At 53.7% G+C, this 22,985-nt stretch carries 25 protein-coding genes; 14 read left to right on the forward strand and 11 right to left on the reverse strand.

Annotation, left to right across the window (positions count from 1 at the left end):
- Window positions 1–158 precede the first annotated feature (158 nt).
- From yeaG to UTO39_RS05125, 3 genes are all read left to right on the forward strand, one after another.
- Window positions 159–2,093 carry a protein kinase YeaG gene (yeaG, locus tag UTO39_RS05115; protein ID WP_014883443.1) on the forward strand — a complete coding sequence of 645 codons (1,935 nt, stop codon included), beginning with the start codon at window positions 159–161 and terminating at the stop codon, window positions 2,091–2,093.
- Window positions 2,094–2,167: 74 nt separating this feature from the next.
- A complete protein-coding gene (locus UTO39_RS05120; RefSeq protein WP_028012767.1) occupies window positions 2,168–3,451 on the forward strand; it encodes a YeaH/YhbH family protein in 1,284 nt (427 codons plus the stop codon).
- A gap of 98 nt (window positions 3,452–3,549) precedes the next feature.
- Window positions 3,550–4,056: a YbaK/prolyl-tRNA synthetase associated domain-containing protein gene (locus tag UTO39_RS05125; RefSeq protein WP_151413270.1), complete on the forward strand. Its 507-nt coding sequence runs from the start codon at window positions 3,550–3,552 to the stop codon at window positions 4,054–4,056.
- A 5-nt stretch (window positions 4,057–4,061) separates the two neighbouring features.
- On the opposite strand, the gene yoaI is transcribed toward UTO39_RS05125, so the two are convergent.
- Window positions 4,062–4,166 carry a small membrane protein YoaI gene (gene yoaI, locus UTO39_RS05130; RefSeq protein WP_151413204.1) on the reverse strand — a complete coding sequence of 35 codons (105 nt, stop codon included), beginning with the start codon at window positions 4,164–4,166 and terminating at the stop codon, window positions 4,062–4,064.
- Window positions 4,167–4,310: 144 nt separating this feature from the next.
- Here yoaI and UTO39_RS05135 point away from each other — a divergent pair, with 144 nt between their 5' ends.
- Window positions 4,311–4,757 carry a DUF441 domain-containing protein gene (locus UTO39_RS05135; protein ID WP_008500737.1) on the forward strand — a complete coding sequence of 149 codons (447 nt, stop codon included), beginning with the start codon at window positions 4,311–4,313 and terminating at the stop codon, window positions 4,755–4,757.
- Here UTO39_RS05135 and UTO39_RS05140 read toward each other — a convergent pair.
- Window positions 4,741–5,532 carry a helix-turn-helix transcriptional regulator gene (locus UTO39_RS05140; protein WP_320726634.1) on the reverse strand — a complete coding sequence of 264 codons (792 nt, stop codon included), beginning with the start codon at window positions 5,530–5,532 and terminating at the stop codon, window positions 4,741–4,743. The genes UTO39_RS05135 and UTO39_RS05140 overlap by 17 nt on opposite strands.
- Before the next feature lie 99 nt (window positions 5,533–5,631).
- Between UTO39_RS05140 and UTO39_RS05145 the strand changes: the two genes are divergently transcribed.
- The gene (locus UTO39_RS05145; RefSeq protein WP_320726635.1) at window positions 5,632–6,819 is read left to right on the forward strand and encodes a CynX/NimT family MFS transporter; all 1,188 of its coding nucleotides are present in this window, start codon (window positions 5,632–5,634) and stop codon (window positions 6,817–6,819) included.
- Window positions 6,820–6,850: 31 nt separating this feature from the next.
- On the opposite strand, the gene UTO39_RS05150 is transcribed toward UTO39_RS05145, so the two are convergent.
- A complete protein-coding gene (locus tag UTO39_RS05150) occupies window positions 6,851–7,558 on the reverse strand; it encodes a CTP synthase (protein WP_320726636.1) in 708 nt (235 codons plus the stop codon).
- Between the two features lie 101 nt (window positions 7,559–7,659).
- Here UTO39_RS05150 and UTO39_RS05155 point away from each other — a divergent pair, with 101 nt between their 5' ends.
- A complete protein-coding gene (locus tag UTO39_RS05155; protein ID WP_061098537.1) occupies window positions 7,660–8,004 on the forward strand; it encodes a DUF488 domain-containing protein in 345 nt (114 codons plus the stop codon).
- Here UTO39_RS05155 and UTO39_RS05160 read toward each other — a convergent pair whose 3' ends face one another.
- Window positions 8,005–8,310 carry a hypothetical protein gene (locus tag UTO39_RS05160; RefSeq protein WP_061098538.1) on the reverse strand — a complete coding sequence of 102 codons (306 nt, stop codon included), beginning with the start codon at window positions 8,308–8,310 and terminating at the stop codon, window positions 8,005–8,007.
- An 80-nt stretch (window positions 8,311–8,390) separates the two neighbouring features.
- Entirely contained in the window at window positions 8,391–8,645 is a 255-nt protein-coding gene (locus UTO39_RS05165) for a DUF333 domain-containing protein (RefSeq protein ID WP_045261615.1), read from the reverse strand.
- Between the two features lie 313 nt (window positions 8,646–8,958).
- Here UTO39_RS05165 and UTO39_RS05170 point away from each other — a divergent pair, with 313 nt between their 5' ends.
- Entirely contained in the window at window positions 8,959–9,978 is a 1,020-nt protein-coding gene (locus UTO39_RS05170) for a sensor domain-containing diguanylate cyclase (protein ID WP_253543481.1), read from the forward strand.
- A 45-nt stretch (window positions 9,979–10,023) separates the two neighbouring features.
- Entirely contained in the window at window positions 10,024–10,122 is a 99-nt protein-coding gene (locus UTO39_RS05175; protein WP_014883431.1) for a YoaK family small membrane protein, read from the forward strand.
- 126 nt (window positions 10,123–10,248) lie between these two features.
- Here UTO39_RS05175 and UTO39_RS05180 read toward each other — a convergent pair whose 3' ends face one another.
- The gene (locus UTO39_RS05180; RefSeq protein WP_028012758.1) at window positions 10,249–10,497 is read right to left on the reverse strand and encodes a GlsB/YeaQ/YmgE family stress response membrane protein; all 249 of its coding nucleotides are present in this window, start codon (window positions 10,495–10,497) and stop codon (window positions 10,249–10,251) included.
- 278 nt (window positions 10,498–10,775) lie between these two features.
- Window positions 10,776–12,260 (reverse strand): sensor domain-containing diguanylate cyclase, encoded by a 1,485-nt coding sequence (locus UTO39_RS05185; protein ID WP_320726637.1) that lies wholly within the window; start codon window positions 12,258–12,260, stop codon window positions 10,776–10,778.
- A gap of 172 nt (window positions 12,261–12,432) precedes the next feature.
- Here UTO39_RS05185 and UTO39_RS05190 point away from each other — a divergent pair, with 172 nt between their 5' ends.
- Window positions 12,433–13,932, forward strand: coding sequence for an EAL domain-containing protein (locus tag UTO39_RS05190; RefSeq protein ID WP_320726638.1), 1,500 nt, complete (start codon window positions 12,433–12,435; stop codon window positions 13,930–13,932).
- A gap of 1 nt (window position 13,933) precedes the next feature.
- On the opposite strand, the gene UTO39_RS05195 is transcribed toward UTO39_RS05190, so the two are convergent.
- The 4 genes from UTO39_RS05195 to icd all read right to left on the reverse strand — a co-directional run bounded on the left by UTO39_RS05195 (window position 13,934) and on the right by icd (window position 18,227).
- Window positions 13,934–14,179: a DUF2543 family protein gene (locus UTO39_RS05195; RefSeq protein WP_028012755.1), complete on the reverse strand. Its 246-nt coding sequence runs from the start codon at window positions 14,177–14,179 to the stop codon at window positions 13,934–13,936.
- Between the two features lie 69 nt (window positions 14,180–14,248).
- Window positions 14,249–14,596 (reverse strand): DUF1304 domain-containing protein, encoded by a 348-nt coding sequence (locus tag UTO39_RS05200; protein WP_320726639.1) that lies wholly within the window; start codon window positions 14,594–14,596, stop codon window positions 14,249–14,251.
- 66 nt (window positions 14,597–14,662) lie between these two features.
- Complete coding sequence (locus tag UTO39_RS05205) at window positions 14,663–16,660, reverse strand: choline BCCT transporter BetT (RefSeq protein ID WP_320726640.1); 1,998 nt, start codon at window positions 16,658–16,660, stop codon at window positions 14,663–14,665.
- A gap of 316 nt (window positions 16,661–16,976) precedes the next feature.
- Entirely contained in the window at window positions 16,977–18,227 is a 1,251-nt protein-coding gene (icd, locus tag UTO39_RS05210) for an NADP-dependent isocitrate dehydrogenase (protein ID WP_061098543.1), read from the reverse strand.
- A gap of 117 nt (window positions 18,228–18,344) precedes the next feature.
- Here icd and rluE point away from each other — a divergent pair, with 117 nt between their 5' ends.
- From rluE to purB, 5 genes are read left to right on the forward strand one after another with little or no spacing between them, the layout of a single operon-like run.
- A complete protein-coding gene (rluE, locus tag UTO39_RS05215) occupies window positions 18,345–18,998 on the forward strand; it encodes a 23S rRNA pseudouridine(2457) synthase RluE (RefSeq protein ID WP_320726641.1) in 654 nt (217 codons plus the stop codon).
- 9 nt (window positions 18,999–19,007) lie between these two features.
- On the forward strand, window positions 19,008–19,481 hold the full coding sequence (locus UTO39_RS05220) for an NUDIX hydrolase (RefSeq protein ID WP_320726642.1): 474 nt from the start codon (window positions 19,008–19,010) through the stop codon (window positions 19,479–19,481).
- 40 nt (window positions 19,482–19,521) lie between these two features.
- Complete coding sequence (gene mnmA / locus UTO39_RS05225; protein ID WP_061098546.1) at window positions 19,522–20,634, forward strand: tRNA 2-thiouridine(34) synthase MnmA; 1,113 nt, start codon at window positions 19,522–19,524, stop codon at window positions 20,632–20,634.
- 26 nt (window positions 20,635–20,660) lie between these two features.
- Window positions 20,661–21,290, forward strand: coding sequence for a high frequency lysogenization protein HflD (hflD, locus tag UTO39_RS05230; protein WP_013097081.1), 630 nt, complete (start codon window positions 20,661–20,663; stop codon window positions 21,288–21,290).
- A 19-nt stretch (window positions 21,291–21,309) separates the two neighbouring features.
- Window positions 21,310–22,680 (forward strand): adenylosuccinate lyase, encoded by a 1,371-nt coding sequence (gene purB, locus UTO39_RS05235; protein WP_014883421.1) that lies wholly within the window; start codon window positions 21,310–21,312, stop codon window positions 22,678–22,680.
- Window positions 22,681–22,985 lie beyond the last annotated feature (305 nt).

Below are 22,985 nucleotides of genomic sequence, written 5' to 3' on the forward strand. Positions count from 1 at the left end.
TAAGAAGAGTTTTCCTGAACACCTGCGGTTCTTAGCGTCTGACCTGGCACACAGGTTGCTGCTCTGGCAGTGGGGTGCGAGAGATTCTCTTCCGGGAGCCTCCACTACTCATACGAACGGCTCTTATCCTGTGCTAAAAAACGAAAGGACGGCATGCCATGAATATATTCGATCACTATCGCCAGCGCTACGAAGCTGCCAAGGACGAAGAGTTCACACTGCAGGAGTTTCTTACCATTTGTCGGCAAGATCGCAGTGCCTATGCCAATGCGGCAGAACGGCTATTGATGGCTATTGGTGAGCCAAACATGGTTGATACTGCCCTGGAGCCACGGCTTTCCCGTCTGTTTTCGAATCGGGTGGTTGCCCGATATCCGGCGTTCGAAGAGTTCTATGGTATGGAAGATGCCATTGAACAGATTGTCTCCTATCTGAAGCATGCCGCCCAGGGTCTGGAAGAGAAGAAACAGATCCTCTATTTACTCGGCCCCGTCGGCGGCGGTAAATCCTCGCTGGCTGAACGCCTGAAGTCGCTGATGCAGCGCGTGCCGATTTACGTGCTGAGCGCCAACGGCGAGCGCAGCCCGGTGAACGACCATCCGCTGTGCCTGTTTAATCCGCAGGAAGATGCGCAAATTCTGGATAAAGAGTTTGGCATTCCGCGCCGCTACCTCGGCACCATTATGTCGCCGTGGGCGGCAAAACGCCTGCACGAGTTTGGCGGTGATATCACAAAATTCCGGGTGGTGAAGGTGTGGCCATCCATCCTTGAGCAGATCGCTATCGCCAAAACGGAACCGGGTGATGAGAACAACCAGGATATCTCGGCGCTGGTGGGTAAAGTCGATATCCGTAAGCTGGAAAACTTCGCACAAAACGACCCGGATGCCTATGGCTATTCCGGCGCGCTGTGCCGCGCCAACCAGGGGATTATGGAGTTCGTCGAGATGTTTAAAGCACCGATTAAAGTGCTGCATCCTCTGCTGACGGCGACCCAGGAAGGGAACTACAACGGGACGGAAGGTATCTCCGCCCTGCCGTTTAACGGAATTATTCTCGCCCACTCGAACGAATCTGAATGGGTGACCTTCCGTAATAACAAAAACAATGAGGCCTTCCTTGACCGCGTGTACATCGTCAAGGTGCCTTATTGCCTGCGGATCTCCGAAGAGATCAAAATTTACGAGAAACTGCTTAACCACAGCGAGCTGGTACACGCGCCATGCGCACCGGGCACGCTGGAAACGCTGTCGCGCTTCTCCATCCTGTCGCGCCTGAAAGAGCCGGAAAACTCCAGCATCTATTCGAAAATGCGCGTCTACGACGGTGAAAGCCTGAAAGATACCGACCCGAAAGCGAAGTCCTATCAGGAGTACCGCGACTACGCCGGGGTTGATGAAGGGATGAACGGTCTGTCCACGCGTTTCGCGTTTAAGATCCTCTCCCGCGTTTTTAACTTCGACCACGCGGAAGTGGCGGCCAACCCGGTTCATCTGTTCTACGTGCTGGAGCAGCAAATCGAGCGCGAGCAGTTCCCGCAGGAGCAGGCTGAACGCTACCTTGAGTTCCTGAAAGGCTACCTGATCCCGAAATACGCCGAGTTCATTGGCAAAGAGATCCAGACGGCCTATCTGGAATCCTATTCAGAATACGGGCAGAACATTTTCGACCGCTATGTCACCTACGCTGACTTCTGGATCCAGGATCAGGAGTACCGCGACCCGGATACCGGCCAGCTGTTTGACCGTGAATCCCTGAACGCGGAGCTGGAAAAAATTGAGAAGCCTGCCGGGATCAGCAACCCGAAAGACTTCCGCAATGAGATTGTGAACTTCGTTCTGCGCGCCAGAGCGCATAACAACGGGCGCAATCCGAACTGGACCAGCTACGAGAAGCTGCGCACGGTCATTGAGAAGAAGATGTTCTCCAATACCGAAGAGCTGCTGCCGGTGATCTCGTTTAACACCAAAACCTCAACCGACGAGCAGAAGAAACACGACGATTTTGTCGACCGTATGATGGAAAAAGGTTACACCCGCAAACAGGTTCGCCTGCTCTGCGAATGGTATCTGCGCGTGCGTAAATCGTCCTAAAACAAGCGCCCGGTAGCGCCTGCGCCTGCCGGGCCAACAAAAACGCAAGTTGGCAAATGCAGTACGGGGGGTATATGACCTGGTTTATTGACCGGCGTCTTAACGGCAAAAACAAGAGCACGGTGAACCGCCAGCGCTTCTTGCGCCGTTACAAAGCGCAAATCAAACAGTCGATCTCCGAGGCCATCAACAAACGCTCGGTGACCGACGTCGACAGCGGCGAGTCTGTCTCCATCCCTACCGATGACATCAGCGAACCGATGTTTCATCAGGGGCGCGGCGGCCTGCGCCATCGCGTACACCCGGGTAATGACCACTTCGTTCAGAACGACAGAATTGAGCGCCCTCAGGGCGGCGGCGGTGGTTCAGGAAGCGGTCAGGGACAGGCCAGCCAGGACGGTGAAGGTCAGGATGAGTTCGTTTTCCAGATTTCAAAAGATGAATATCTCGACCTGCTGTTTGAGGACCTTGCGCTGCCGAATCTGAAAAAGAATCAGCACCGTCAGCTTAACGAGTACAAAACCCATCGTGCGGGCTATACCGCTAACGGCGTGCCCGCCAATATCAGCGTTGTGCGTTCTCTGCAGAATTCGCTGGCGCGTCGCACGGCCATGACGGCAGGCAAGCGTCGCGAACTGCGCGAGCTGGAAAGCAGCCTGAAGGTCGTGGAAAACACGGAGCCGGCGCAGCTGCTGGAAGAGGAGCGCCTGCGTAAAGAGATTGCCGAGCTAAGAGCAAAGATTGACCGCGTGCCGTTTATCGACACCTTCGACCTGCGCTACAAGAACTACGAAAAACGGCCTGAACCCTCCAGCCAGGCGGTCATGTTCTGTCTGATGGACGTCTCCGGCTCGATGGACCAGGCCACCAAGGATATGGCGAAGCGTTTCTATATCCTGCTCTACCTGTTCCTGAGCAGAACCTATAAGAACGTGGAAGTGGTCTATATCCGCCATCACACCCAGGCCAAAGAGGTGGATGAACATGAGTTCTTCTACTCCCAGGAGACCGGGGGGACCATCGTATCCAGCGCCCTGAAGCTGATGGATGAAGTCGTGAAAGAGCGTTACGACCCGGCGCAGTGGAACATTTATGCCGCGCAGGCGTCGGATGGCGACAACTGGGCCGACGACTCACCGCTGTGTCACGAGATCCTGGCGAAGAAAATTCTGCCGGTGGTGCGTTACTACAGCTATATCGAAATCACCCGTCGCGCCCATCAGACCCTGTGGCGGGAGTATGAACATCTGCAGTCCATGTTCGATAACTTTGCCATGCAGCATATCCGCGATCAGGATGATATTTATCCTGTGTTCAGGGAGCTGTTCCACAAACAATCAGCAACCAGCAATGCATAACCCACAGCCAGCGAATCCGCTGGCTGTTTTCTTTCGACCCCGTTTATCCCGTGCTAATGTAGCAAGCTGCATACTGGATTATCACCGGGAAAATTGTGATGACTGACGACGTTATTGGGGCTGGAACCCACCAGAAGCTGATCACCTTACTCACCGCGCAGGGCGCGCGTTTTCGCGTCATGGAGCACGAGGCGGTGGGGAAATGCGAAGCGGTGAGTGAAATTCGCGGGACCGATCTGCGCCAGGGCGCAAAAGCGCTGGTCTGCAAAGTGAAGGGCAACGGCGTTAAAAAACACGTACTGGCGATTCTGGCCGCCGACCTGCAGGCCGATCTGAGCCAGCTTGCCAGTCACTTTGGCGGGCTTAAGGCCTCCCTCGCCAGCCCGGCCGAGGTTGATACCCTGACCGCCTGCGTTTTTGGCGCTATCCCGCCCTTTAGCTTCCATCCTGATTTAGCGCTGGTTGCCGACCCGCTTCTGTTCGAGCGTTTCGACGAAATCGCCTTTAACGCCGGTTTACTGGAGAAATCCGTGATCATGGATACCCAGGATTACCTGCGCATTGCCCGTCCTGAGCTTGTTAACTTCCACAAAGCGTCGTCGTGACGGCGCTAGCCTCTTCTTTCCAGAAACAGCACGGAGGCAACGAGAATCACGGCAATAGCGAAAAACGATGAGGAGATAATGAGCGTTTCAACAAACATGTGATCGTGCATGATGGCGGCCCCTTTGCGATACCTGCTTCCGTTTTAATCCGCGCAAATGACAAGGTTATGACAACAATATAATCTTTTTAAAACTGTTCTCCGCCGCTTTTCCGCGTACAGTAAGCAGGGTAACTATTCTGGCAAGGACTCCCCATGTTTGACCCTACTCTGCTCATTCTTCTGGCTCTCGCCGCGCTCGGGTTTATCAGCCACAACACCACCGTCGCCATCTCGATTCTGGTGCTGATAATTGTGCGCGTGACCCCGTTAAACACCTTTTTCCCGTGGATAGAAAAACAAGGCCTCACCATCGGGATCATCATTCTAACCATCGGGGTGATGGCACCCATCGCCAGCGGAACGCTTCCCGCTTCGACGCTGCTGCACTCGTTTGTGAACTGGAAATCGCTGGTGGCGATCGCGGTAGGCATTTTTGTCTCGTGGCTGGGCGGGCGCGGCGTTACGCTGATGAGCAGCCAGCCCTCGCTGGTGGCGGGCCTGCTGGTGGGCACCGTGCTCGGCGTGGCGCTCTTCCGCGGCGTGCCGGTGGGCCCGCTGATTGCGGCAGGGCTGGTTTCCCTGTTTATCGGGAAGTCATAGTCAGGCTGGCCATGTAACGCGCCGGCGTCTGGCCCAGCCCCTTCCTGAACATGGTGATAAACGCGGTGGTGGAGTCATAGCCCAGCGTTTGTGCCACCTGCTGTACCGATTTCCCGCTTATCAGATGCTGTAACGCCACAATCAGCTGCAGCTGATGACGCCAGCGACGAAAGCTTAAGCCGGTCTCTTTGACCACCAGCCGCGCCAGGTTACGTTCGCTCATCGCAAAGTGGCTCGCCCACTGGGCCAGCGTCTGCCAGGCAGCGGGCTCTTCCGCCATCTTCTCGCTCATCAGCCGGATTTTAGGGTGGGGCGAGACGGGCAGCTGCAGATGCTCCTGACGCTGGAGCGGCAGCTCGTCAAACAGGACGTCCACCAGGCGCGATGTGGCCGCAAGATGCAGCTGTTCACGCGTTTTCTCCGCCAGGGATAAAATCAGCTCCCGCACGAGGGGAGAAATTTTCAGGGTGCAGCAGCGGTCGGGCAGTCTGGCGGCACCAGGCTCAATAAACAAAAAGCACAGCTGCGCCCCCGGCGTAGCCCTGTTGCTGTGCGGCATTTGGCCTGGGATCCAGACGGCGTACTGGGGCGGTACCATCAGCATGGCATTTTCCACTTCGCAGGTGATCGCGCCGCCAAGGGCCAGAATCAGCTGCCCCTTACGGTGTTGATGCTGCGGAATATATTGTTCTTCCGCCACCACGCGGATGCGAAACGCGACGGCCGCATCGTGCTGGCTATCAGGATCGTAGCCGTCCAGTCCCAGACCAATCATCAGATTGTCCGATATTAGCGATAAACTGTCATTTTAGCCTGATTTCAACCGCTGAGAAAATCGGTATTGTGTGCGCTCGCTTGAACGTATGAGAACACAATGACTACTGCTCTTCGCACCTCAGGAAAACAGGGCGCGCTGTTGATTGCAGGCATTCTGATGATTGCCACCACGCTTCGCGTCACCTTTACCGGAGCAGCCCCGCTGCTCGATACCATTCGCCTTGATTATGGCTTAAGCACGGCACAGACCGGTCTACTGACCACCCTGCCCCTGCTGGCCTTTGCTCTTGTCTCCCCGCTCGCGGCAGGCGTTGCCCGGCGTATCGGCATGGAGCGCAGCCTGTTTATCGCCCTGATGCTGATTTGCATCGGGATTGCGGTTCGCTCCCTGCCTTCCGCTACCCTGCTTTTCATCGGAACGGCGGTGATTGGCTGTGGGATCGCGCTCGGAAATGTGCTGCTGCCCGGCTTAATTAAGCGTGATTTCCCGGGCCAGGTTGCCCGTCTCACGGGCGCTTATTCCCTGACGATGGGTGTCTCTGCCGCGCTAGGCTCGGCGCTGATCGTTCCGCTGGCTCAGGGTGATGCGGGCTGGCATGGCGCGCTGCTGATGCTGATGGTATTTCCGCTGATCGCGCTGTTGCTCTGGCTGCCGCAGTGGCGCCAAAAACACGTCGCAACGGTAACGGGCGCCGGCGCGCTGCATAACCGCGCGATCTGGCGCTCGGCACTCGCCTGGCAGGTGACGCTCTTTCTGGGGATTAATTCGCTGATTTATTACGTTGTCATCGGCTGGCTGCCGGCCATATTGCTCAGCCATGGCTTCAGCGAAGCGCAGGCCGGCTCGGTGCATGGCCTTTTACAGCTGGCTACTGCCGTGCCGGGGCTTGCCGTTCCGCTCGTCCTCCATCGCTTGAAGGATCAGCGAACCATCGCCGGAGCGGTTGGGCTGATGTGCGCGGTTAGCGCGGCAGGCTTGTGGTTTATGCCTGATATGGCGGTGATGTGGACGCTGGTATTTGGCTTTGGTACCGGGGCAACGATGATCCTCGGCCTGACGTTCATCGGCCTGCGCGCCAGCTCCGCACACCAGGCGGCAGCGTTGTCCGGTATGGCGCAGTCTATTGGTTACCTGCTCGCCGCCTGCGGTCCGCCGCTGATGGGCAAAATTCACGATTCGGCTGGAGACTGGCGGATCCCGCTTCTCGCCTGCGCGCTGGCCGCTGTCGTCATGGCCATCTGCGGCGTACTTGCCGGGCGCGACCGGGAAATCGCGCCCCGATAAACACGATGGCAGACCATCGGGTCTGCCTTTTTTACCCGCGCGCCGCGCGCAGCATTGCCTGCACCAGCACCACCGGACGCCCTTCCAGCGCAGCACGCTCGTGCTGGAATAAGGTGATCACAAAGAACGGATGGGTCACCAGCTCCACCGCGCGGATTTCCCCCTGCTCGTCCCAGCCCGTCACGCGCATATCACCGCTCTCCAGTTCCCGGGCAAATGCCGCCGAAACGCCATAGCTGCAGCGATAACCCTCTACGATTTCCGGCTTTCCGTAGGCCTTCGCAATCAGCGTATTATTGCGCAGCTCAATGGCTTCGGTTTTTTCCACCAGCGAGCAGGCCAGCGGCGCAATCACCATCGTACCTTCTGTATCCCTCTCAGCATGTGCCGCATCGCTCCAGCCCAGCACGTTACGGGCATATTCAATCAACGCATGCTGGAATCCACCGCAGGTGCCCAGGAACGGAATGCTGTTTTCACGCGCGTAGCGTGCGGCAATAAAGGCCGCCTCGGTATTTTTATAGGGGCTTGCGGGAACCAGCCAGATGGCATCGTAGCCCACCAGATCCTCAGAACTGGTTAATTCCGTGGTGGCAAGCCAGTCGTAATCGGCGGTGAGGTCAAGGACTGCGGCGGCGTCGTCAATGGCCAGCGGGATCGCCTTGTGTGCAATAACGTCAGGATTGTAATCGCCAACCAGCGCAATGCGCAGCGTCGTTTTAACCGGGAGGTGTTCCATGAAAGGTTCCTTATGCCAGAGTATTATCAGATAACATAAGGAACCTCAGACTACCGATCTTCTGCAATTATCACAATACCTTAAATTGGGAGGGTGGAATCATGATTCAGTGCAAACGCGTCTATGAGCAGGCAAGCCCGGACGATGGCTATCGGGTTCTGGTGGACAGGCTCTGGCCCCGCGGGGTTAAAAAAACGGACCTCGCGTATGATGAATGGTGTAAAACGCTCACACCGTCCAGTGCGTTACGCAAGGACTTTCATAGCGAAGCGATTGATTTCGCGGCCTTCACTCAAGCCTACAAAGACGAGCTGGCGCAGCATAAGGACGAGGGAGAGCGTCTGGCGGCGCTGGCGCACAGGCAGACCGTAACCCTGCTCTACGGCGCGAAGGACACGAAGCAGAATCACGCTCTGGTCTTAGCCGACTGGCTGCGTCAGCTGTGATCAGCCGACCGTCAGCGCATTCTGAATTTGCGGAGCTTCGTCCGGAGTGAGCGGCATCAGGTGTTCGGCGCGAACAAACGCAAAGCCGTGTTGATTGTCAAAGGCGTAGACGTCTCCCGTCACCAGCCAGAGCGCGCGGTCCGCGCTTGCGGGTAACTGCGTCATCACGCCGTTGACCGGGTTAACGAAACGCTGGCCGGGCTGGCAAAGGCCAAATAGCTCAACAGATTTACCAATATTGCGGCGGCCTGACGCCGTGCGGGCACCAACGATCATCGCCATGCTGCCCGGTTTAAGCTGAAACATACTTCTCTCGCGGTAACGGTAGCCAGATAATGGCTAAGAATAATCCTAAAGAGAAGTGTATCGCAGCTACTATCCCTCTGTCACCTGGCGGGTTGCGGATGATCGCGACGATAAAGCGTCCATTCGTCGATCACTTCGCCGCCGGGCAGCTTGCACTCGGTGCGCACACCCTGCGGGCTTTGAATCGGGACCTGTTCCCCGCCCTTTTCCAGGCAGTAAACGGAAGCCGGGTTCGCCATGCCCACGGCGTGCGGCGGTTTCGGGGCGTCGGGTGGGGTTGTTTTTGCGGTGCAGGCAACCAGGGGAAGCGCCAGCGCCAGTAGCAGAAATCTCATCTTGTTGATCCTTTTAACATCATCGTTGGCTAAGGGTAACGGCTTGTCGCCGCTTTCTCCATGATTTCTCCATTCTAACTGCACTTTTCAACGCTATAGTCTGGCATGTTCTCACTTTGACCAGAGAACATCATTCCGTAATCAAGATGTCTTTGCCCCGCTCTCAACAACGGGGCTTTTTTTCCCCCGCCCAATCCCCCCTCTTTCAGCCTGTATTAAATTTTCTGCATTCATGTTTAACTATGCCGGAAGCCTACGAATTCAGCATAACATGCAGATGCAGACGTCTTCTGCCTGGGAGTCTTTCTACGTCATGTCGGATATTATCCTTGCCCGTGTTTCAGAAACCCTCGCCACTGAGCAATCTCTTGAAAGTCTTGTTCGCCAGCTGCTGGAGATGCTGGAAATCGTCACCGACATGGAGTCGACTTACCTGACGAAGGTGGATATCAAAGCGCGGCTGCAGCACATCCTCTATGCCCGAAACAGCAAGCAGATGACGATCCCCGAGGGGCTGAGCGTGCCGTGGGATGAAACGCTGTGCAAGCGCGCGCTCGATAGCGACACGCTGTTCAGTAACGATGTTCCCGAGCGCTGGCCGGAGTGTGAAGCGGCGAAAGCACTCGGCATTACCACTTACATGAGCATCCCCGTTCATCTTGCCGATGGCTCGCTTTACGGTACGCTCTGCGCCACCAGCACGGCCAAAAAACCGCTCAGCGCGCGCGGGGAGCAGATGCTAAAACTCTTCGCCGGATTGATTAGTCAGTACATTCAGAAAGAGTCTCTGGTAACTCAGCTCCGTGAAGCCAACGCGGCGCTTATCGCGCACTCCTACACGGATGCTCTTACAGGATTACCCAACCGTCGCGCCATTTTTGAGGATCTGACCACCCTGTTTTCCCTGGCGCGGCATCTGAAACGTAACGCCATCATTGCCTTTATCGATCTGGATGATTTCAAACTGATTAACGATCGCTACGGGCACGAAGCAGGCGACCAGTTCCTGATTGAAGTGGGCAAGCGTTTGACCGCAGAAAAACAGCAGGACGATATCATCGGTCGGCTGGGCGGCGATGAGTTTCTGGTAGCCACTCTGAGCAACGTCAAGAATGAGGAGCAAATTCACCTTCTCAGAACGCGCCTCAGCGCCCGAATTGCGGGGGAATACTGGCTGGGTAGCATCAGCATTATTTATCCTGGCGCCAGCCTCGGCGTTATCGAAGTGGATCCCGGCGTAACCGATCCGGACAGTGCGTTACGTGCCGCGGATATCGCGATGTATCAGGATAAGAAAGGAAAAAGTAAAACAGGCTTTCTCACGATGGATTAACCCCGTACACTCTACGGCGTTACAAAAACCGAAACAGGTGATGATATGAGAATAGGGATCCTCTTCCCGGTCGTTATTTTTATAACGGCGGTGGTATTTCTGGCGTGGTTTTTTGTCGGTGGTTACGCGGCTCCAGGGGCATAAATGAGAAAAACCACCCTGTTTATGTTGATCGTGGCCGTCGTGGCGTTTGCCGGCACGCAGTTTGGCTGGTGGTAACCCCGTTACGTAAAAAGGCCGCCATCTGGCAGCCTTTTTAACGCTTCAGTATTAGCTTTTGATCTTTCTGTAGATAAACAGCACAACCAGCGCGCCGATCACCGCGACCGCGAAACTGCCGAAGTTAAAGCCATCGACTTTACCAAAACCGAACAGCGTACTGATCCAACCGCCGACTACCGCGCCGACAATACCCAGTATTATGGTGACGATAAACCCACCGCCATCTTTGCCCGGCATGATCCACTTCGCCAGAATACCCGCAATAAGCCCAAAGATAATCCAGGATAAAATTCCCATAACTTTCCTCTCTGTATGGTTTTTGTCATTAAATCAACGACACAAAAAGGATAGCACAGGATCTGAGAAAGGAAATTTGTGATAAGCCTCACAGAGAGAGTCTGCGCATTTCTTCATCAACATGCCCTTCCACAAGAACTGTGGGGTTGCATCTTTTGTTGAGAAAGATTATCTTTCTCAACACTGAATAGTTGAGAAAAACACTCAGGTATTCAGTACGACATTGCTCACATTGCTTCCAGTATTTCTTGCCCACTCTTGAGTGGGCTTTTTTTTGATCAAGCTCCAACGAAAGCGTGCCGGTTGCGTCCGCCGCGTTTTGCCTGATAGAGCGCCTGGTCGGCAGCATTAACAATATTCTGCTGGCTACCCGCGATGTTGACAGCACGCGCGCTGGAGACCCCCACGCTTACCGTGACCCGCCCGAAGGGGCTAAACGCGTGTTCAATTTGCTGAGAGAAAACATTGCGAATAATCGCCTGCGCAAGGCGGAGCGCCTCCTGGATATCCGTTTCAGGCAAAATCAGCGCAAACTCCTCCCCGCCATACCGCGCCACAACCTGGTTGTCGCGGGTGAGGCTTTCCCTGAGGCAATTTCCCAGCAACGCCAGGCATCTGTCCCCTTCGGGATGGCCGTAGTTATCGTTGTACTTTTTGAAGTAGTCCACATCCACAAGGAGCAGCGAAAGCGGCGCGTCCTTTGCCGCACACGCCGCGATTTCCGAGAGGATTTTTTCATCAAAGATGCGCCTGTTATAAAGCCCTGTCAGCGCATCCTCCGAGGCAATAATCTTTAGCGCTTTGTTATCCCGTGCTTTTCTGGATAAGTCGGAATAGAGGAAACAGGACGCCACGATGAGCGTCGCGGTAAACACCAAAATAAGTGCGGCAAGCTGAATCGCCTGCTTGCGCCACGGTGAAAGGGCTTCATCAATGCTTACCGCTACCGTGGTAACCAGTCCGTAGCGCCTGTTTTTCTCATAGGCATAAATGCGTTCGATTTTATCAAACCGGGAGACGGAGCTGGCTATACCTGTATTTTGTACCTTGAGGTATTTTCTGAAGAGAGGTGAGTCAGAAAAAATCGTACCGATATAGTTATTTTTAAAGGGATAACGAATCAGTAAAACGCCTGCTTGCGTCGTTAAACCAATAACGCCCGCGTGACCAATATTAATCTGTCCATAAAGCGCCAAAAAATTTTCGATACCCAGCGTCACCACCACAACACCGTTAAATGCACCGGTGTGGGTTTCAAGGCGTCGGCTAAGGGTGATAACCCATTTACCATTGGTTCTACTTATCACCGGCTCACCAATATAAATCTGCTGACTTTTATTCTCCTTGTGATAGACAAAAAATGCCCTGTCCGCGCCTTTATGCGGGCCGGCAAAATTCTTGTGCAATGCAGTGAAGATATCCCCATGCGCATCATAGACAACCACATTATTAATCTGAGTAAGAAGATTATCCTGATTGCTTATCATTCGCTGAATATTGATCGCCTGCTGCGGGGTCATACCATAAATTTCAATTGTGTCAGAAACGGTAGTAATCAACATTTCACTCTGGCGAATGATCCCTTCCGTGTAGACGTTCAGGGTATGGCTCAGGTTGGCAACGCTGGTATTGATCTGCTGAATTGACTGCTGTCGGGACGTGGCAATCTGGACGGCAAGCGACAATGAAACAATCAATGAAACAATGATGACGGTAATGGTTGTTGTGTAAAAAGTATTTTTCACATGCACGAGCTTTTCCACCTTATCACGCCTGGCATCCCTGGCTGACAACTCTTGTCACTGTAACAAAGCTCAGGTTAAGAGGAAAACGAATTGCACTTAAGCGTAACGGCCGCCGTTATTATCAGGCTTGTAGCTTGTCCTGCCTGTGATAAGATTTGAGAGATGAGGGAGCGGACAGGGTATCTGGAAAATGAAAAAGATCATTGCCGTTACTATCGTTTCAGCGTTTCTGGTCTTCCTGTCTCTTTTTGCGGTAAATGCAGTTATCGTGAGCCAGCAGAAAAGCAAACAGCTTGAGATTTCCCGTACCCTTTTACAGCACTCAGAAGGTCTGACCCAGAGCGTAGCGCAGACCCTCAAAAACTTGACCACACAGGGATGCGACAAAGACAGTCTCGATCGCTACCGGCAGGTCAAGCTTGAAAGCCTTTATGTTGCAGACGTCGGTTTTATTGAAAAGGGAAAAATAGTCTGTACCGCTTTTTGGGGTAAACTCGTTAACCCTGTTCCGCTTCCTGAAGAACTCCATGAAACGCCCAGAGGATTTCTCCTCGCACAATTTTCCAGAAAAGATTTTTTTACCGGCAATGCGGCCATCTATAATAATCACATTATCTTCACCTCCCGCTATGCTTACGATAAATTCACCCCGGTTACGGAGAGCTATTCTCTGAGCACCACCACCAGGGACTTAAGCAGAACATTTTTTTCGGCTACGCCTGAATTAAACCAACAGAGCGAACTACATTCATCCTTGTTTACCCTGCCCCTCACCCAGTGCAGTACCTCCTGGGATTTGTGCGTCATTGTGAAGCATCACAACGCGGGACTGGCCTCGTTATCTCCCGTCGTGTTTATCGTTCTCGCGGTCATTTTATGTTTTGTCTGGATTGCGATAACGCTATTTTTCTTTCGACTCAACGAGGACCGGTTCTCCCTGGAGCGGACGCTGGTCAAAGCGGTTATCACTAATACCATCGGCGTTCATTACCAGCCGATTGTTCGGATTGAGGATAAAAAGATTGTGGGCGTTGAGGTCTTGTCGAGATGGCGTGACGCAAGATACGGTGACGTCTCTCCGGAACTTTTTATTCCATTAATCAAAAAAATTGGCCTGTATAAAAATTACTATATTAATATTCTGCAAAAATCCCTTTCGGATATCGCGCCACTTATTATTAAATATCATCTGGTTGTTTCGCTCAATGTTGGCCGAACGGAAATTGAAGACGGACAGTTTATCAGCATTTTGCGCCGTAGCTGTTTAGCTAATAACATTCCGCTCTCTCTGATAAAAATCGAGCTTTCTGAAAAAGCTATTTCAACGGGAAATATTCTGGAAGATTTCTGCAAGGATTTAAAAAATCTTGGCGTGAGAATATCCATTGATGACTTCGGGGTGCAAAACTCAAACCTGGCAAGGCTATCGCTGCTTGAATATGATGAGATCAAAATCGACAAGTCGCTGGTCGATGGCATCAGTGAACATTACAAGCAGAACATTTTTGTCATCTTTAGCGACGCCCTCGCAAAACTGAATAAAACGCTTGTTTTCGAAGGCGTAGAGAGCGAAATACAGTATCGCTTTATTGCTGAAAGATACCCCGAGGCGCTGATTCAGGGATGGTATTTCTCAAAATCCGTCACCCGGAGCGAGCTTGCGAAGCGACTCGCTGGGATCGCGCGGTAGGCTACTCGTTTCCCCACTGGTTGAGAAAATTCGCAATATCGTCAATACGTTCGGCACGAACCCCGGCTTCACGCGCCATCTCCTGCTGAGCTTCCTCATCGATCTCTTCATTATTCGACAAGCGCGTAAGAAGAAGCTGGAAATAATGCGCCAGCGAGTCCTGCTCTGACTCACTCACGGGCTTTGTGGCTTCCGTCGCGTATTCTTCGACGATGTCATAATACTTGAGTGGGATTTCGTTATTCATAACAGTGTTAACCTCTGAGGGTGAAGCCACAAGTATATCCGACGACGTACGGTTAACCAACGCGCTGCGTCAGATAAGCAGGGCAAGCAGGGCTGCAAGAGCAGGCAGGGCCTGAACGTACAGTATCTTTCGGCTGGCGGTCGCTGCGCCAAAGAGTCCGGCAATCAACACGCAGGTCAGGAAGAAGATGGCCACGGATAACCCCTTTTCACTAAGCCAGAGGCTCCAGAGCAGACCCGCAGCCAGAAAACCATTATACAGCCCCTGATTCGCGGCGAGCACGCGGGTGTCGCGCGCAAAATCGGGACGCAGATTAAAGGCCTTGTGCCCCGTTCTGGTGTTCCACAGGAACATTTCCAGCACAAGAATGTAGATGTGGATGAATGCAACGACAGCGATAAGAATGGTGGCTAACATTATTTTTTCCTGCTGGAAGAGAGTGCCTACCCTAACGTAATGCCGCCCTAAGGGCGGCAAAACATATTAACGAACCAGGTGCAAGAAGTGCAGGTGTTTTTCATACTGGTCAAGTATGTCGTTAATAAGCTGTTCCTGATTCCAGCCCATTACATCATAATTCTGACCACCTTCTTTCAGATAAACTTCTGCGCGATAATAACGATGCTGCTCCGCCTGCTGCTCATCATTATCCATCGCGGCAAGCGCAAAAGTAGGCGAATTATAGCCACGAAGCCTTACTTCATAAATAAAGTTCAGCTCATTGCCTAAATCAACTTCAAGCCGGAGACGATCGTCAGCCGCATCATTGATATGACTCAACGTCCCCTGCTTGTTCAGTTCTTCCTGAACCAACGTCATGGCAGGCTGGATAACGTCGTCCATAAACCGTTTCACCAGAGAACGTTTCGGCAGATAGGCAATATTGCGCAACCTTCTCTGCCACGGAATAGGGTTACGTGCTGCCGTCGGCGCAATCGTCGCCATGCTCAGACTTTCACGTTTGGTCAAATCTCGACGCAGGGCTTTTAACAGTCCGTAAATTGAGATCAATAAGATCACGGAGAACGGTAATGCGCTCGCTATCGTTACGGTTTGCAACGCGCTCAGGCCACCCGCAATCAGCAATGCGATAGCAACAATTCCCATGAGCGATGCCCAGAAAATTCGCTGCCAGACAGGCGTGTTGGCGACGCCGCCAGACGCCAGCGTATCAACAACCATTGCGCCAGAGTCAGCCGAGGTGACAAAGAACACGATAACCATCGCCATTGCAATAAATGACAACACTGACGAGAACGGGAAATGTTCCAGGAAATTAAACAGTGCCAGCGCGACATCCTGCTGGACGGTATTTGCCAGGTCAGTGGCTCCCTGGTTCATGATGAGATAAATGGCGCTGTTACCAAACACCGTCATCCACATGAGGGTAAAACCAGCGGGAACAAACAGCACGCCCGTGACAAACTCACGAATTGTCCTGCCACGGGATACGCGCGCGATGAACATACCGACAAACGGCGACCAGGAAAGCCACCATCCCCAGTACAATAGCGTCCAGCCACCAAGCCAGTTGCTTGATTTCGGTTCGTAGGCGTAAAGGTTAAAGGTTTTACTCACTAATTCCGAAAGATAACCGCCGGTATTCTCGACAAAAGATTTCAATAAAAGTACGGTTGGTCCAAGACACAGCACAAGCGCCAGGAGTAAAACAGCCAGACCCAGATTGAGTTCAGAGAGGATGCGTATTCCTTTATCCAGACCGGACACCACTGAAATCGTCGCTAACCCCGTGATGACTACAATCAGAATGACCTGCACCGTTTCATTGATGGGCACCCCAAAAAGGTGGTTCAAACCGGCATTAACCTGCAAAACACCGTAACCCAGCGATGTGGCAACGCCAAAGACGGTCCCTATCACCGCAAAAATATCAACCGCATGGCCTATAGGCCCATAGATGCGATCGCCGATGATGGGATAGAGTGCAGAACGCAGCGTTAAAGGCAGCCCGTGACGGTAGCTGAAGAATGCCAGAATCAGCGCCACAATGGCATAGATTGCCCAGGCATGCAGTCCCCAGTGGAAGAACGTCAGTCGCATGGCTTCTTTCGCGGCGGCGACGGTCTCAGGGGTGCCGACAGGCGGCGAAAGGTAATGCATCACCGGTTCGGCAACGCCAAAGAACATCAGGCCGATCCCCATCCCTGCCGAAAACAGCATCGCAAACCAGGAGTGGTAGCTGAAATCAGGCTGGGCATGATCCGGCCCCAGTTTGATATCACCGTAACGTGAAAGACCGAGGAAAGTGACGCTCAGTAAAATCAGGGCGACAGCAAGAATGTAGAACCAGCTGGCATTCGTGAATATTTGTTGCTGAAGCAGTTTGAATTTTTTGTCTGCCAAATCCGGGAATACAGCGGCAAAGGCGACAAGAAGGAAAATTAACAAAGCAGATGTGAAGAATACCGCTTTGTTAATCTGGCTTGTAGACTTCTTTGGGATAGTATCATTTTCACTCATCGTAATTTATTCCATTAACTTTCGAACGCTCTGGATCTAAAGCGTTATCTTCCTTAGGGTAGCAAATATCCGTTGCTTTTGCAGTCAGGTGAGCAAGGGCTTAAGCTCGTTTATTACGAACAATCTGATCCGAAAAAATCAGCCAGCTAGCTGGCGATTTGGCTTCAGAATATTTAGCGCTACGCCCAAATATCATTGATACCATCTGAGGGCGTAATTTTTATAGTGATGGAACAAATATTATCTATCCCTCCTAAAAGAATAATAAAAAAACGGGAACCATCAGGCTCCCGTTTTGTTTGATCCAGAATCTGGATTACATATTCGCGATAATCGCGTCGCCAAACTCTGAACATTTCAGCAGCTTAGCGCCTTCCATCAGACGTTCGAAGTCGTAAGTTACGGTTTTCGCGTTAATCGCGCCTTCCATACCTTTAACGATCAGGTCTGCGGCTTCGAACCATTCCATATGACGCAGCATCATCTCTGCAGACAGGATGATAGAGCCTGGGTTCACTTTGTCCTGGCCTGCGTATTTTGGTGCAGTACCGTGGGTTGCTTCGAACAGGGCGCATTCGTCACCGATGTTCGCGCCTGGGGCGATACCGATACCGCCAACCTGTGCAGCCAGGGCGTCGGAGATGTAGTCACCGTTCAGGTTCATACAGGCGATCACGTCGTATTCCGCTGGACGCAGCAGGATCTGCTGCAGGAACGCATCGGCGATCACATCTTTAATGACGATCTCTTTGCCGGTGTTCGGGTTCTTGATCTTCTGCCATGGGCCGCCGTCGATCAGCTCACCGCCGAACTCTTCTTGCGCCAACTGGTAACCCCAGTCTTTGAACGCGCCTTCGGTGAACTTCATGATGTTGCCTTTGTGAACCAGGGTCACAGAGTCACGGTCGTTGGTGATCGCGTATTCAATTGCCGCGCGCACCAGACGTTTGGTCCCTTCTTCGGAGCACGGCTTGATGCCGATACCGCAATGCTCAGGGAAGCGAATTTTCTTCACGCCCATCTCTTCGCGCAGGAATTTAATCACTTTTTCTGCGTCAGCAGAGTCAGCTTTCCATTCGATACCCGCGTAGATGTCTTCTGAGTTTTCGCGGAAGATAACCATGTCGGTCAGTTCTGGGTGCTTAACCGGGCTTGGGGTGCCCTGATAGTAACGAACCGGACGCAGACACACGTACAGGTCCAGCTCCTGACGCAGTGCCACGTTCAGGGAACGGATGCCGCCGCCGACCGGGGTGGTCAGTGGGCCTTTAATAGCAACGCGGTAGTCGCGGATCAGGTCCAGCGTTTCCGCTGGCAGCCAGACGTCCTGGCCATAAACTTGAGTAGATTTCTCACCGGTGTAAATTTCCATCCAGGAAATTTTACGCTCGCCTTTGTAGGCTTTCTCAACAGCGGCATCAACCACTTTCAGCATTGCCGGGGTAACGTCTACGCCGATACCGTCACCTTCGATGAACGGGATAATCGGATTGTGAGGAACGTTAATCTTGCCGTTTTGCAGGGTGATCTTTTTACCTTCCGCCGGAACAACTACTTTGCTTTCCATTAACCTCTCCTTCGAGCGCTTCTGGTTGTTACTGATCTTATGTTAATAAATTGTAATGAGCCCTTCGATAGTACCTGATTGTCCTGCGCCATGAAAGGTCTTCGTTATTAGGCTATAATGCGGCAATTGATAACGCCTGAAAATACCATGAAGAAAACTTCTTTTACAAAACACCGGGTTGAGCGATTCAGCTCGCGACAAGCCACCAAAAGACCCCAGCAAAACCAGCCGAAGCGGGTGATTTTGTTCAATAAACCCTACGATGTTTTGCCGCAGTTTACCGATGAGGCCGGGCGCAGCACGCTGAAGGATTACATCCCCGTTCAGGGCGTCTACGCCGCCGGTCGTCTGGACCGGGATAGCGAAGGTATGCTGGTCTTAACCAACGACGGCGCTCTGCAGGCGAAGCTCACGCAGCCGGGCAAACGCACCGGAAAAATTTACTTCGTTCAGGTCGAGGGCGAGCCGGACGAAGAGACGCTGGCGAAACTACGTAGCGGCGTGACGCTGAACGACGGTCCCACCCTGCCCGCCGGTATTGAACGCGTGAATGAGCCGGAGTGGCTGTGGCCGCGCAACCCGCCCATTCGCGAGCGCAAATCTATTCCCACCAGCTGGCTCAAAATCACCCTGTATGAAGGCCGCAACCGTCAGGTTCGGCGCATGACCGCCCACGTGGGCTTCCCTACCCTGCGCCTGATTCGCTACGCCATGGGCAGCTACACGCTGGATTCCCTGGCAAACGGTGAATGGCGGGACGTAGCCCCTTAAGGAGAAACGATGTTTAAACCTCATGTCACGGTCGCCTGCGTGGTGCACGCGCAGGGTAAATTCCTGGTTGTAGAAGAGAGCATCAACGGCAGGGCGCTGTGGAATCAGCCAGCCGGGCATCTGGAAGCCAATGAAACCTTATTACAGGCAGCAAAACGTGAACTCTGGGAAGAGACCGGCATCCGCGCGGAGCCCCAGCACTTCATCCGCATGCACCAGTGGATTGCGCCCGACAGCACCCCATTCCTGCGCTTTTTATTCGCCGTTGAGCTTAGCGAAACGTGCGCCACAGAACCGCATGATGACGATATCGATCGCTGCCTGTGGGTGACCGCCGACGAGATCCTGAACGCGCCAAACCTGCGCTCGCCGCTGGTTGCGGAAAGCATCCGCTGTTGGCAGTCAGGCGCACGCCTGCCGCTGGAGGTCATCGGAGAATTTAACTGGCCGTTTACAGAGGGTGTCAACGGTGGGGGGGCGTGATAGAATACGCCGCCTTGAAGTTCAATGTCGTGAGTATTCCATGTCAGATAATAGCCAGAAAAAAGTGATCGTCGGCATGTCCGGCGGTGTCGATTCCTCCGTTTCCGCCTACCTGTTACAGCAACAGGGCTATAAGGTGGAGGGCCTGTTCATGAAGAACTGGGAGGAAGACGATGGCGAGGAATACTGCACTGCCGCTGCGGATCTCGCCGACGCGCAGGCCGTATGCGATAAGCTCGGCATTGAACTGCACACCGTTAACTTTGCCGCAGAATACTGGGATAACGTCTTTGAACTGTTCCTCGAGGAGTACAAAGCCGGACGCACCCCGAACCCGGATATTCTGTGCAACAAAGAGATCAAATTTAAAGCCTTCCTGGAATTCGCCGCGGAAGATCTGGGCGCTGACTACATTGCGACCGGTCACTACGTGCGTCGTGCGGACGTGAATGGCAAAAGCCAGCTGCTGCGCGGCCTCGACGGCAATAAAGACCAGAGCTACTTCCTTTATACGCTGAGCCATGAACAGATTGCGCAAAGCCTGTTCCCGGTGGGTGAACTGGAAAAGCCTGAAGTGCGTAAAATTGCCGAAGAGCTGGACCTGATCACCGCGAAGAAAAAAGACTCTACCGGTATCTGCTTTATCGGCGAGCGCAAATTCCGTGATTTCCTGGGCCGCTACCTGCCTGCACAGCCGGGGAAAATTGTCACCGTTGACGGCGACGAGATTGGTCAGCATCAGGGGCTGATGTACCACACCTTAGGCCAGCGTAAAGGCCTGGGTATTGGCGGAACTAAAGAAGGTAGCGAAGATCCGTGGTACGTGGTCGATAAAGACGTCGAAAACAATATTCTGATTGTCGCCCAGGGCCATGACCATCCGCGTCTGATGTCCGTTGGCCTTATCGCGCAGCAGCTGCACTGGGTCGATCGCGAGCCGCTGAAAGGCACGCTGCGCTGCACGGTGAAAACGCGCTACCGCCAGACCGATATTCCTTGCACCATTACCGCGCTCGATGACGACCGCATTGACGTCCGTTTCGACGAGCCGGTCGCCGCCGTTACCCCGGGCCAGTCTGCTGTCTTCTACAGCGGTGAAATCTGCCTGGGCGGCGGGATCATTGAACAGCGCCTGCCGCTGCCCGCTGTTTAACCGATTGCACACATAAAGGAGACCGTGTGGCGAAGAATTACTATGACATCACCCTGGCGCTGGCAGGAATTTGCCAGTCTGCTCGTCTGGTGCAACAGCTGGCGCATCAGGGTCACTGTGACGCTGATGCCCTGCACGTTTCGCTCAACAGCGTTATCGACCTCAACCCCGGTTCAACCCTGGGCGTGTTCGGCGGCAGTGAAACCAATCTTCGTCTCGGTCTTGAAACCCTGCTTGGCGTGCTTAACGCCAGCAGCCGTCAGGGGTTAAACGCGGAACTGACCCGCTACACCTTAAGCCTGATGGTGCTGGAGCGTAAGCTGAGCGCGGCGAAAGGCGCGCTCAATACCCTGGGCGATCGCATCGCCGGGCTACAGCGTCAGCTCGACCATTTTGACCTGCAGTCTGAAACGCTGCTTAGCGCCATGGCGGGCATTTACGTTGACGTTATCAGCCCGCTGGGCCCGCGCATTCAGGTCACCGGTTCCCCTGCCGTGTTGCAAAGCCCGCAGGTGCAGGCGAAGGTCCGCGCTTCCCTGCTGGCTGGGATCCGCGCCGCCGTGCTGTGGCATCAGGTTGGCGGTGGCCGCCTGCAGTTAATGTTTTCTCGTAATCGCCTGACCACTCAGGCAAAACAAATTCTTGCTCATTGTTAACCTCCCGGAGTTGCGAATTATGGAATTATCCTCACTGACCGCCGTATCCCCTGTCGATGGACGCTACGGCGATAAAGTCAGCGCGCTGCGCGGGATCTTCAGCGAATATGGTTTGCTGAAGTTCCGTGTTCAGGTTGAAGTACGCTGGCTGCAAAAGCTGGCCGCCCAGGCAGCAATCAAGGAAGTTCCTGCTTTTGACGAAAAGGCAAACGATTACCTTGATAAAATCGTTGCTGAGTTTAGCGAAGAAGATGCCGCGCGCATTAAGACCATTGAACGCACCACCAACCACGACGTGAAGGCGGTTGAGTACTTCCTGAAAGAGAAAGTGGAAAGCGTCCCGGCCCTGCACGCGGTATCCGAGTTCATTCACTTCGCCTGTACTTCCGAAGACATCAACAACCTGTCTCACGCGCTGATGCTCTCCACCGCGCGTAAAGAAGTGGTGCTGCCTTACTGGCGTAAAATCATCGACGCGGTGAAAGCGCTGTCCGTGGAATACCGCGACATTCCGCTGCTTTCCCGTACTCACGGTCAGCCAGCCACCCCATCCACGATGGGTAAAGAGATGGCGAACGTGGCGTACCGTATGGAGCGCCAGTACCGTCAGCTGGAACAGGTTGAAATTCTGGGCAAAATCAACGGCGCGGTCGGTAACTATAACGCCCACATCGCCGCTTACCCGGAAGTTGACTGGCACCAGTTCAGCGAAGAGTTCGTGACCTCGCTGGGCATTCAGTGGAACCCGTACACCACCCAGATTGAGCCGCACGACTACATTGCCGAGCTGTTTGACTGCATCGCGCGCTTCAATACCATCCTGATTGACTTCGATCGTGACGTGTGGGGCTACATCGCGCTGAACCACTTCAAGCAGAAAACCATCGCCGGTGAAATTGGCTCCTCCACCATGCCGCACAAAGTGAACCCAATCGACTTCGAAAACTCCGAAGGCAACCTGGGACTGGCGAATGCCGTACTGCAGCATATGGCGAGCAAGCTGCCGGTTTCCCGCTGGCAGCGCGACCTGACCGACTCCACCGTGCTGCGTAACCTGGGCGTGGGCATTGGCTATGCGCTGATCGCATATCAGTCCACCCTGAAGGGCGTGAGCAAGCTGGAAGTGAACCGTGACCGTCTGCTGGACGAGCTGGATCACAACTGGGAAGTGCTGGCAGAGCCGATTCAGACCGTGATGCGCCGCTACGGTATCGAAAAACCGTACGAGAAGCTGAAAGAGCTGACCCGCGGTAAACGCGTTGATGCCGAAGGCATGAAACAGTTTATCGACGGTCTGGCACTGCCGGAAGAAGAGAAAACCCGCCTGAAGGCGATGACCCCTGCGAACTACATTGGCCGCGCCATCACCATGGTTGATGAGCTGAAGTAATGTTCCTTCCCCCCTTTCCGCCCGGAAAGGGGGTTGCTTTTCCCCGGTTTACTGAATGTTTATCCCCACAGCAACATAATCAGCGTTAGACTGTTTAGCGAAAAACACAACCAACATTAAAACAATAACTTATTTATTAATCAGTAACTTATGAGAATTCTTATGCGGACATTATCGGACAATAATGGTCATTTTATCGCCCCCAAAACTGGGGCCCGGCGGGGGGTTGGGGGCCGTGGGGGGGGGGGGGGGGGGGGGGGGGGGGGGGGGGGGGGGGGGGGGGGGGGGGGGGGGGGGGGGGGGGG

Origin of the sequence: Enterobacter sp. 118C5, from assembly GCF_034107645.1 — a bacterium.
Classification (GTDB): Bacteria; Pseudomonadota; Gammaproteobacteria; order Enterobacterales; family Enterobacteriaceae; genus Enterobacter; species Enterobacter nematophilus.

Excerpts from the sequence above, each read along its gene's own strand:
- UTO39_RS05200 (WP_320726639.1), bottom strand. The coding sequence starts at position 14,596 with ATGTTAGCCACCATTCTTATCGCTGTCGTTGCATTCATCCACATCTAC.
- UTO39_RS05125 (WP_151413270.1), top strand. The coding sequence starts at position 3,550 with ATGACTGACGACGTTATTGGGGCTGGAACCCACCAGAAGCTGATCACC.
- UTO39_RS05175 (WP_014883431.1), top strand. The coding sequence starts at position 10,024 with ATGAGAATAGGGATCCTCTTCCCGGTCGTTATTTTTATAACGGCGGTG.
- mnmA (WP_061098546.1), top strand. The coding sequence starts at position 19,522 with ATGTCAGATAATAGCCAGAAAAAAGTGATCGTCGGCATGTCCGGCGGT.
- UTO39_RS05120 (WP_028012767.1), top strand. The coding sequence starts at position 2,168 with ATGACCTGGTTTATTGACCGGCGTCTTAACGGCAAAAACAAGAGCACG.
- UTO39_RS05165 (WP_045261615.1), bottom strand. The coding sequence starts at position 8,645 with ATGAGATTTCTGCTACTGGCGCTGGCGCTTCCCCTGGTTGCCTGCACC.
- UTO39_RS05220 (WP_320726642.1), top strand. The coding sequence starts at position 19,008 with ATGTTTAAACCTCATGTCACGGTCGCCTGCGTGGTGCACGCGCAGGGT.
- UTO39_RS05150 (WP_320726636.1), bottom strand. The coding sequence starts at position 7,558 with ATGGAACACCTCCCGGTTAAAACGACGCTGCGCATTGCGCTGGTTGGC.
- UTO39_RS05160 (WP_061098538.1), bottom strand. The coding sequence starts at position 8,310 with ATGTTTCAGCTTAAACCGGGCAGCATGGCGATGATCGTTGGTGCCCGC.
- yeaG (WP_014883443.1), top strand. The coding sequence starts at position 159 with ATGAATATATTCGATCACTATCGCCAGCGCTACGAAGCTGCCAAGGAC.
- UTO39_RS05180 (WP_028012758.1), bottom strand. The coding sequence starts at position 10,497 with ATGGGAATTTTATCCTGGATTATCTTTGGGCTTATTGCGGGTATTCTG.
- rluE (WP_320726641.1), top strand. The coding sequence starts at position 18,345 with ATGCGGCAATTGATAACGCCTGAAAATACCATGAAGAAAACTTCTTTT.
- UTO39_RS05155 (WP_061098537.1), top strand. The coding sequence starts at position 7,660 with ATGATTCAGTGCAAACGCGTCTATGAGCAGGCAAGCCCGGACGATGGC.
- UTO39_RS05145 (WP_320726635.1), top strand. The coding sequence starts at position 5,632 with ATGACTACTGCTCTTCGCACCTCAGGAAAACAGGGCGCGCTGTTGATT.
- UTO39_RS05205 (WP_320726640.1), bottom strand. The coding sequence starts at position 16,660 with ATGAGTGAAAATGATACTATCCCAAAGAAGTCTACAAGCCAGATTAAC.
- yoaI (WP_151413204.1), bottom strand. The coding sequence starts at position 4,166 with ATGCACGATCACATGTTTGTTGAAACGCTCATTATCTCCTCATCGTTT.
- purB (WP_014883421.1), top strand. The coding sequence starts at position 21,310 with ATGGAATTATCCTCACTGACCGCCGTATCCCCTGTCGATGGACGCTAC.
- UTO39_RS05170 (WP_253543481.1), top strand. The coding sequence starts at position 8,959 with ATGTCGGATATTATCCTTGCCCGTGTTTCAGAAACCCTCGCCACTGAG.
- UTO39_RS05195 (WP_028012755.1), bottom strand. The coding sequence starts at position 14,179 with ATGAATAACGAAATCCCACTCAAGTATTATGACATCGTCGAAGAATAC.
- icd (WP_061098543.1), bottom strand. The coding sequence starts at position 18,227 with ATGGAAAGCAAAGTAGTTGTTCCGGCGGAAGGTAAAAAGATCACCCTG.
- UTO39_RS05190 (WP_320726638.1), top strand. The coding sequence starts at position 12,433 with ATGAAAAAGATCATTGCCGTTACTATCGTTTCAGCGTTTCTGGTCTTC.
- UTO39_RS05140 (WP_320726634.1), bottom strand. The coding sequence starts at position 5,532 with ATGATTGGTCTGGGACTGGACGGCTACGATCCTGATAGCCAGCACGAT.
- UTO39_RS05135 (WP_008500737.1), top strand. The coding sequence starts at position 4,311 with ATGTTTGACCCTACTCTGCTCATTCTTCTGGCTCTCGCCGCGCTCGGG.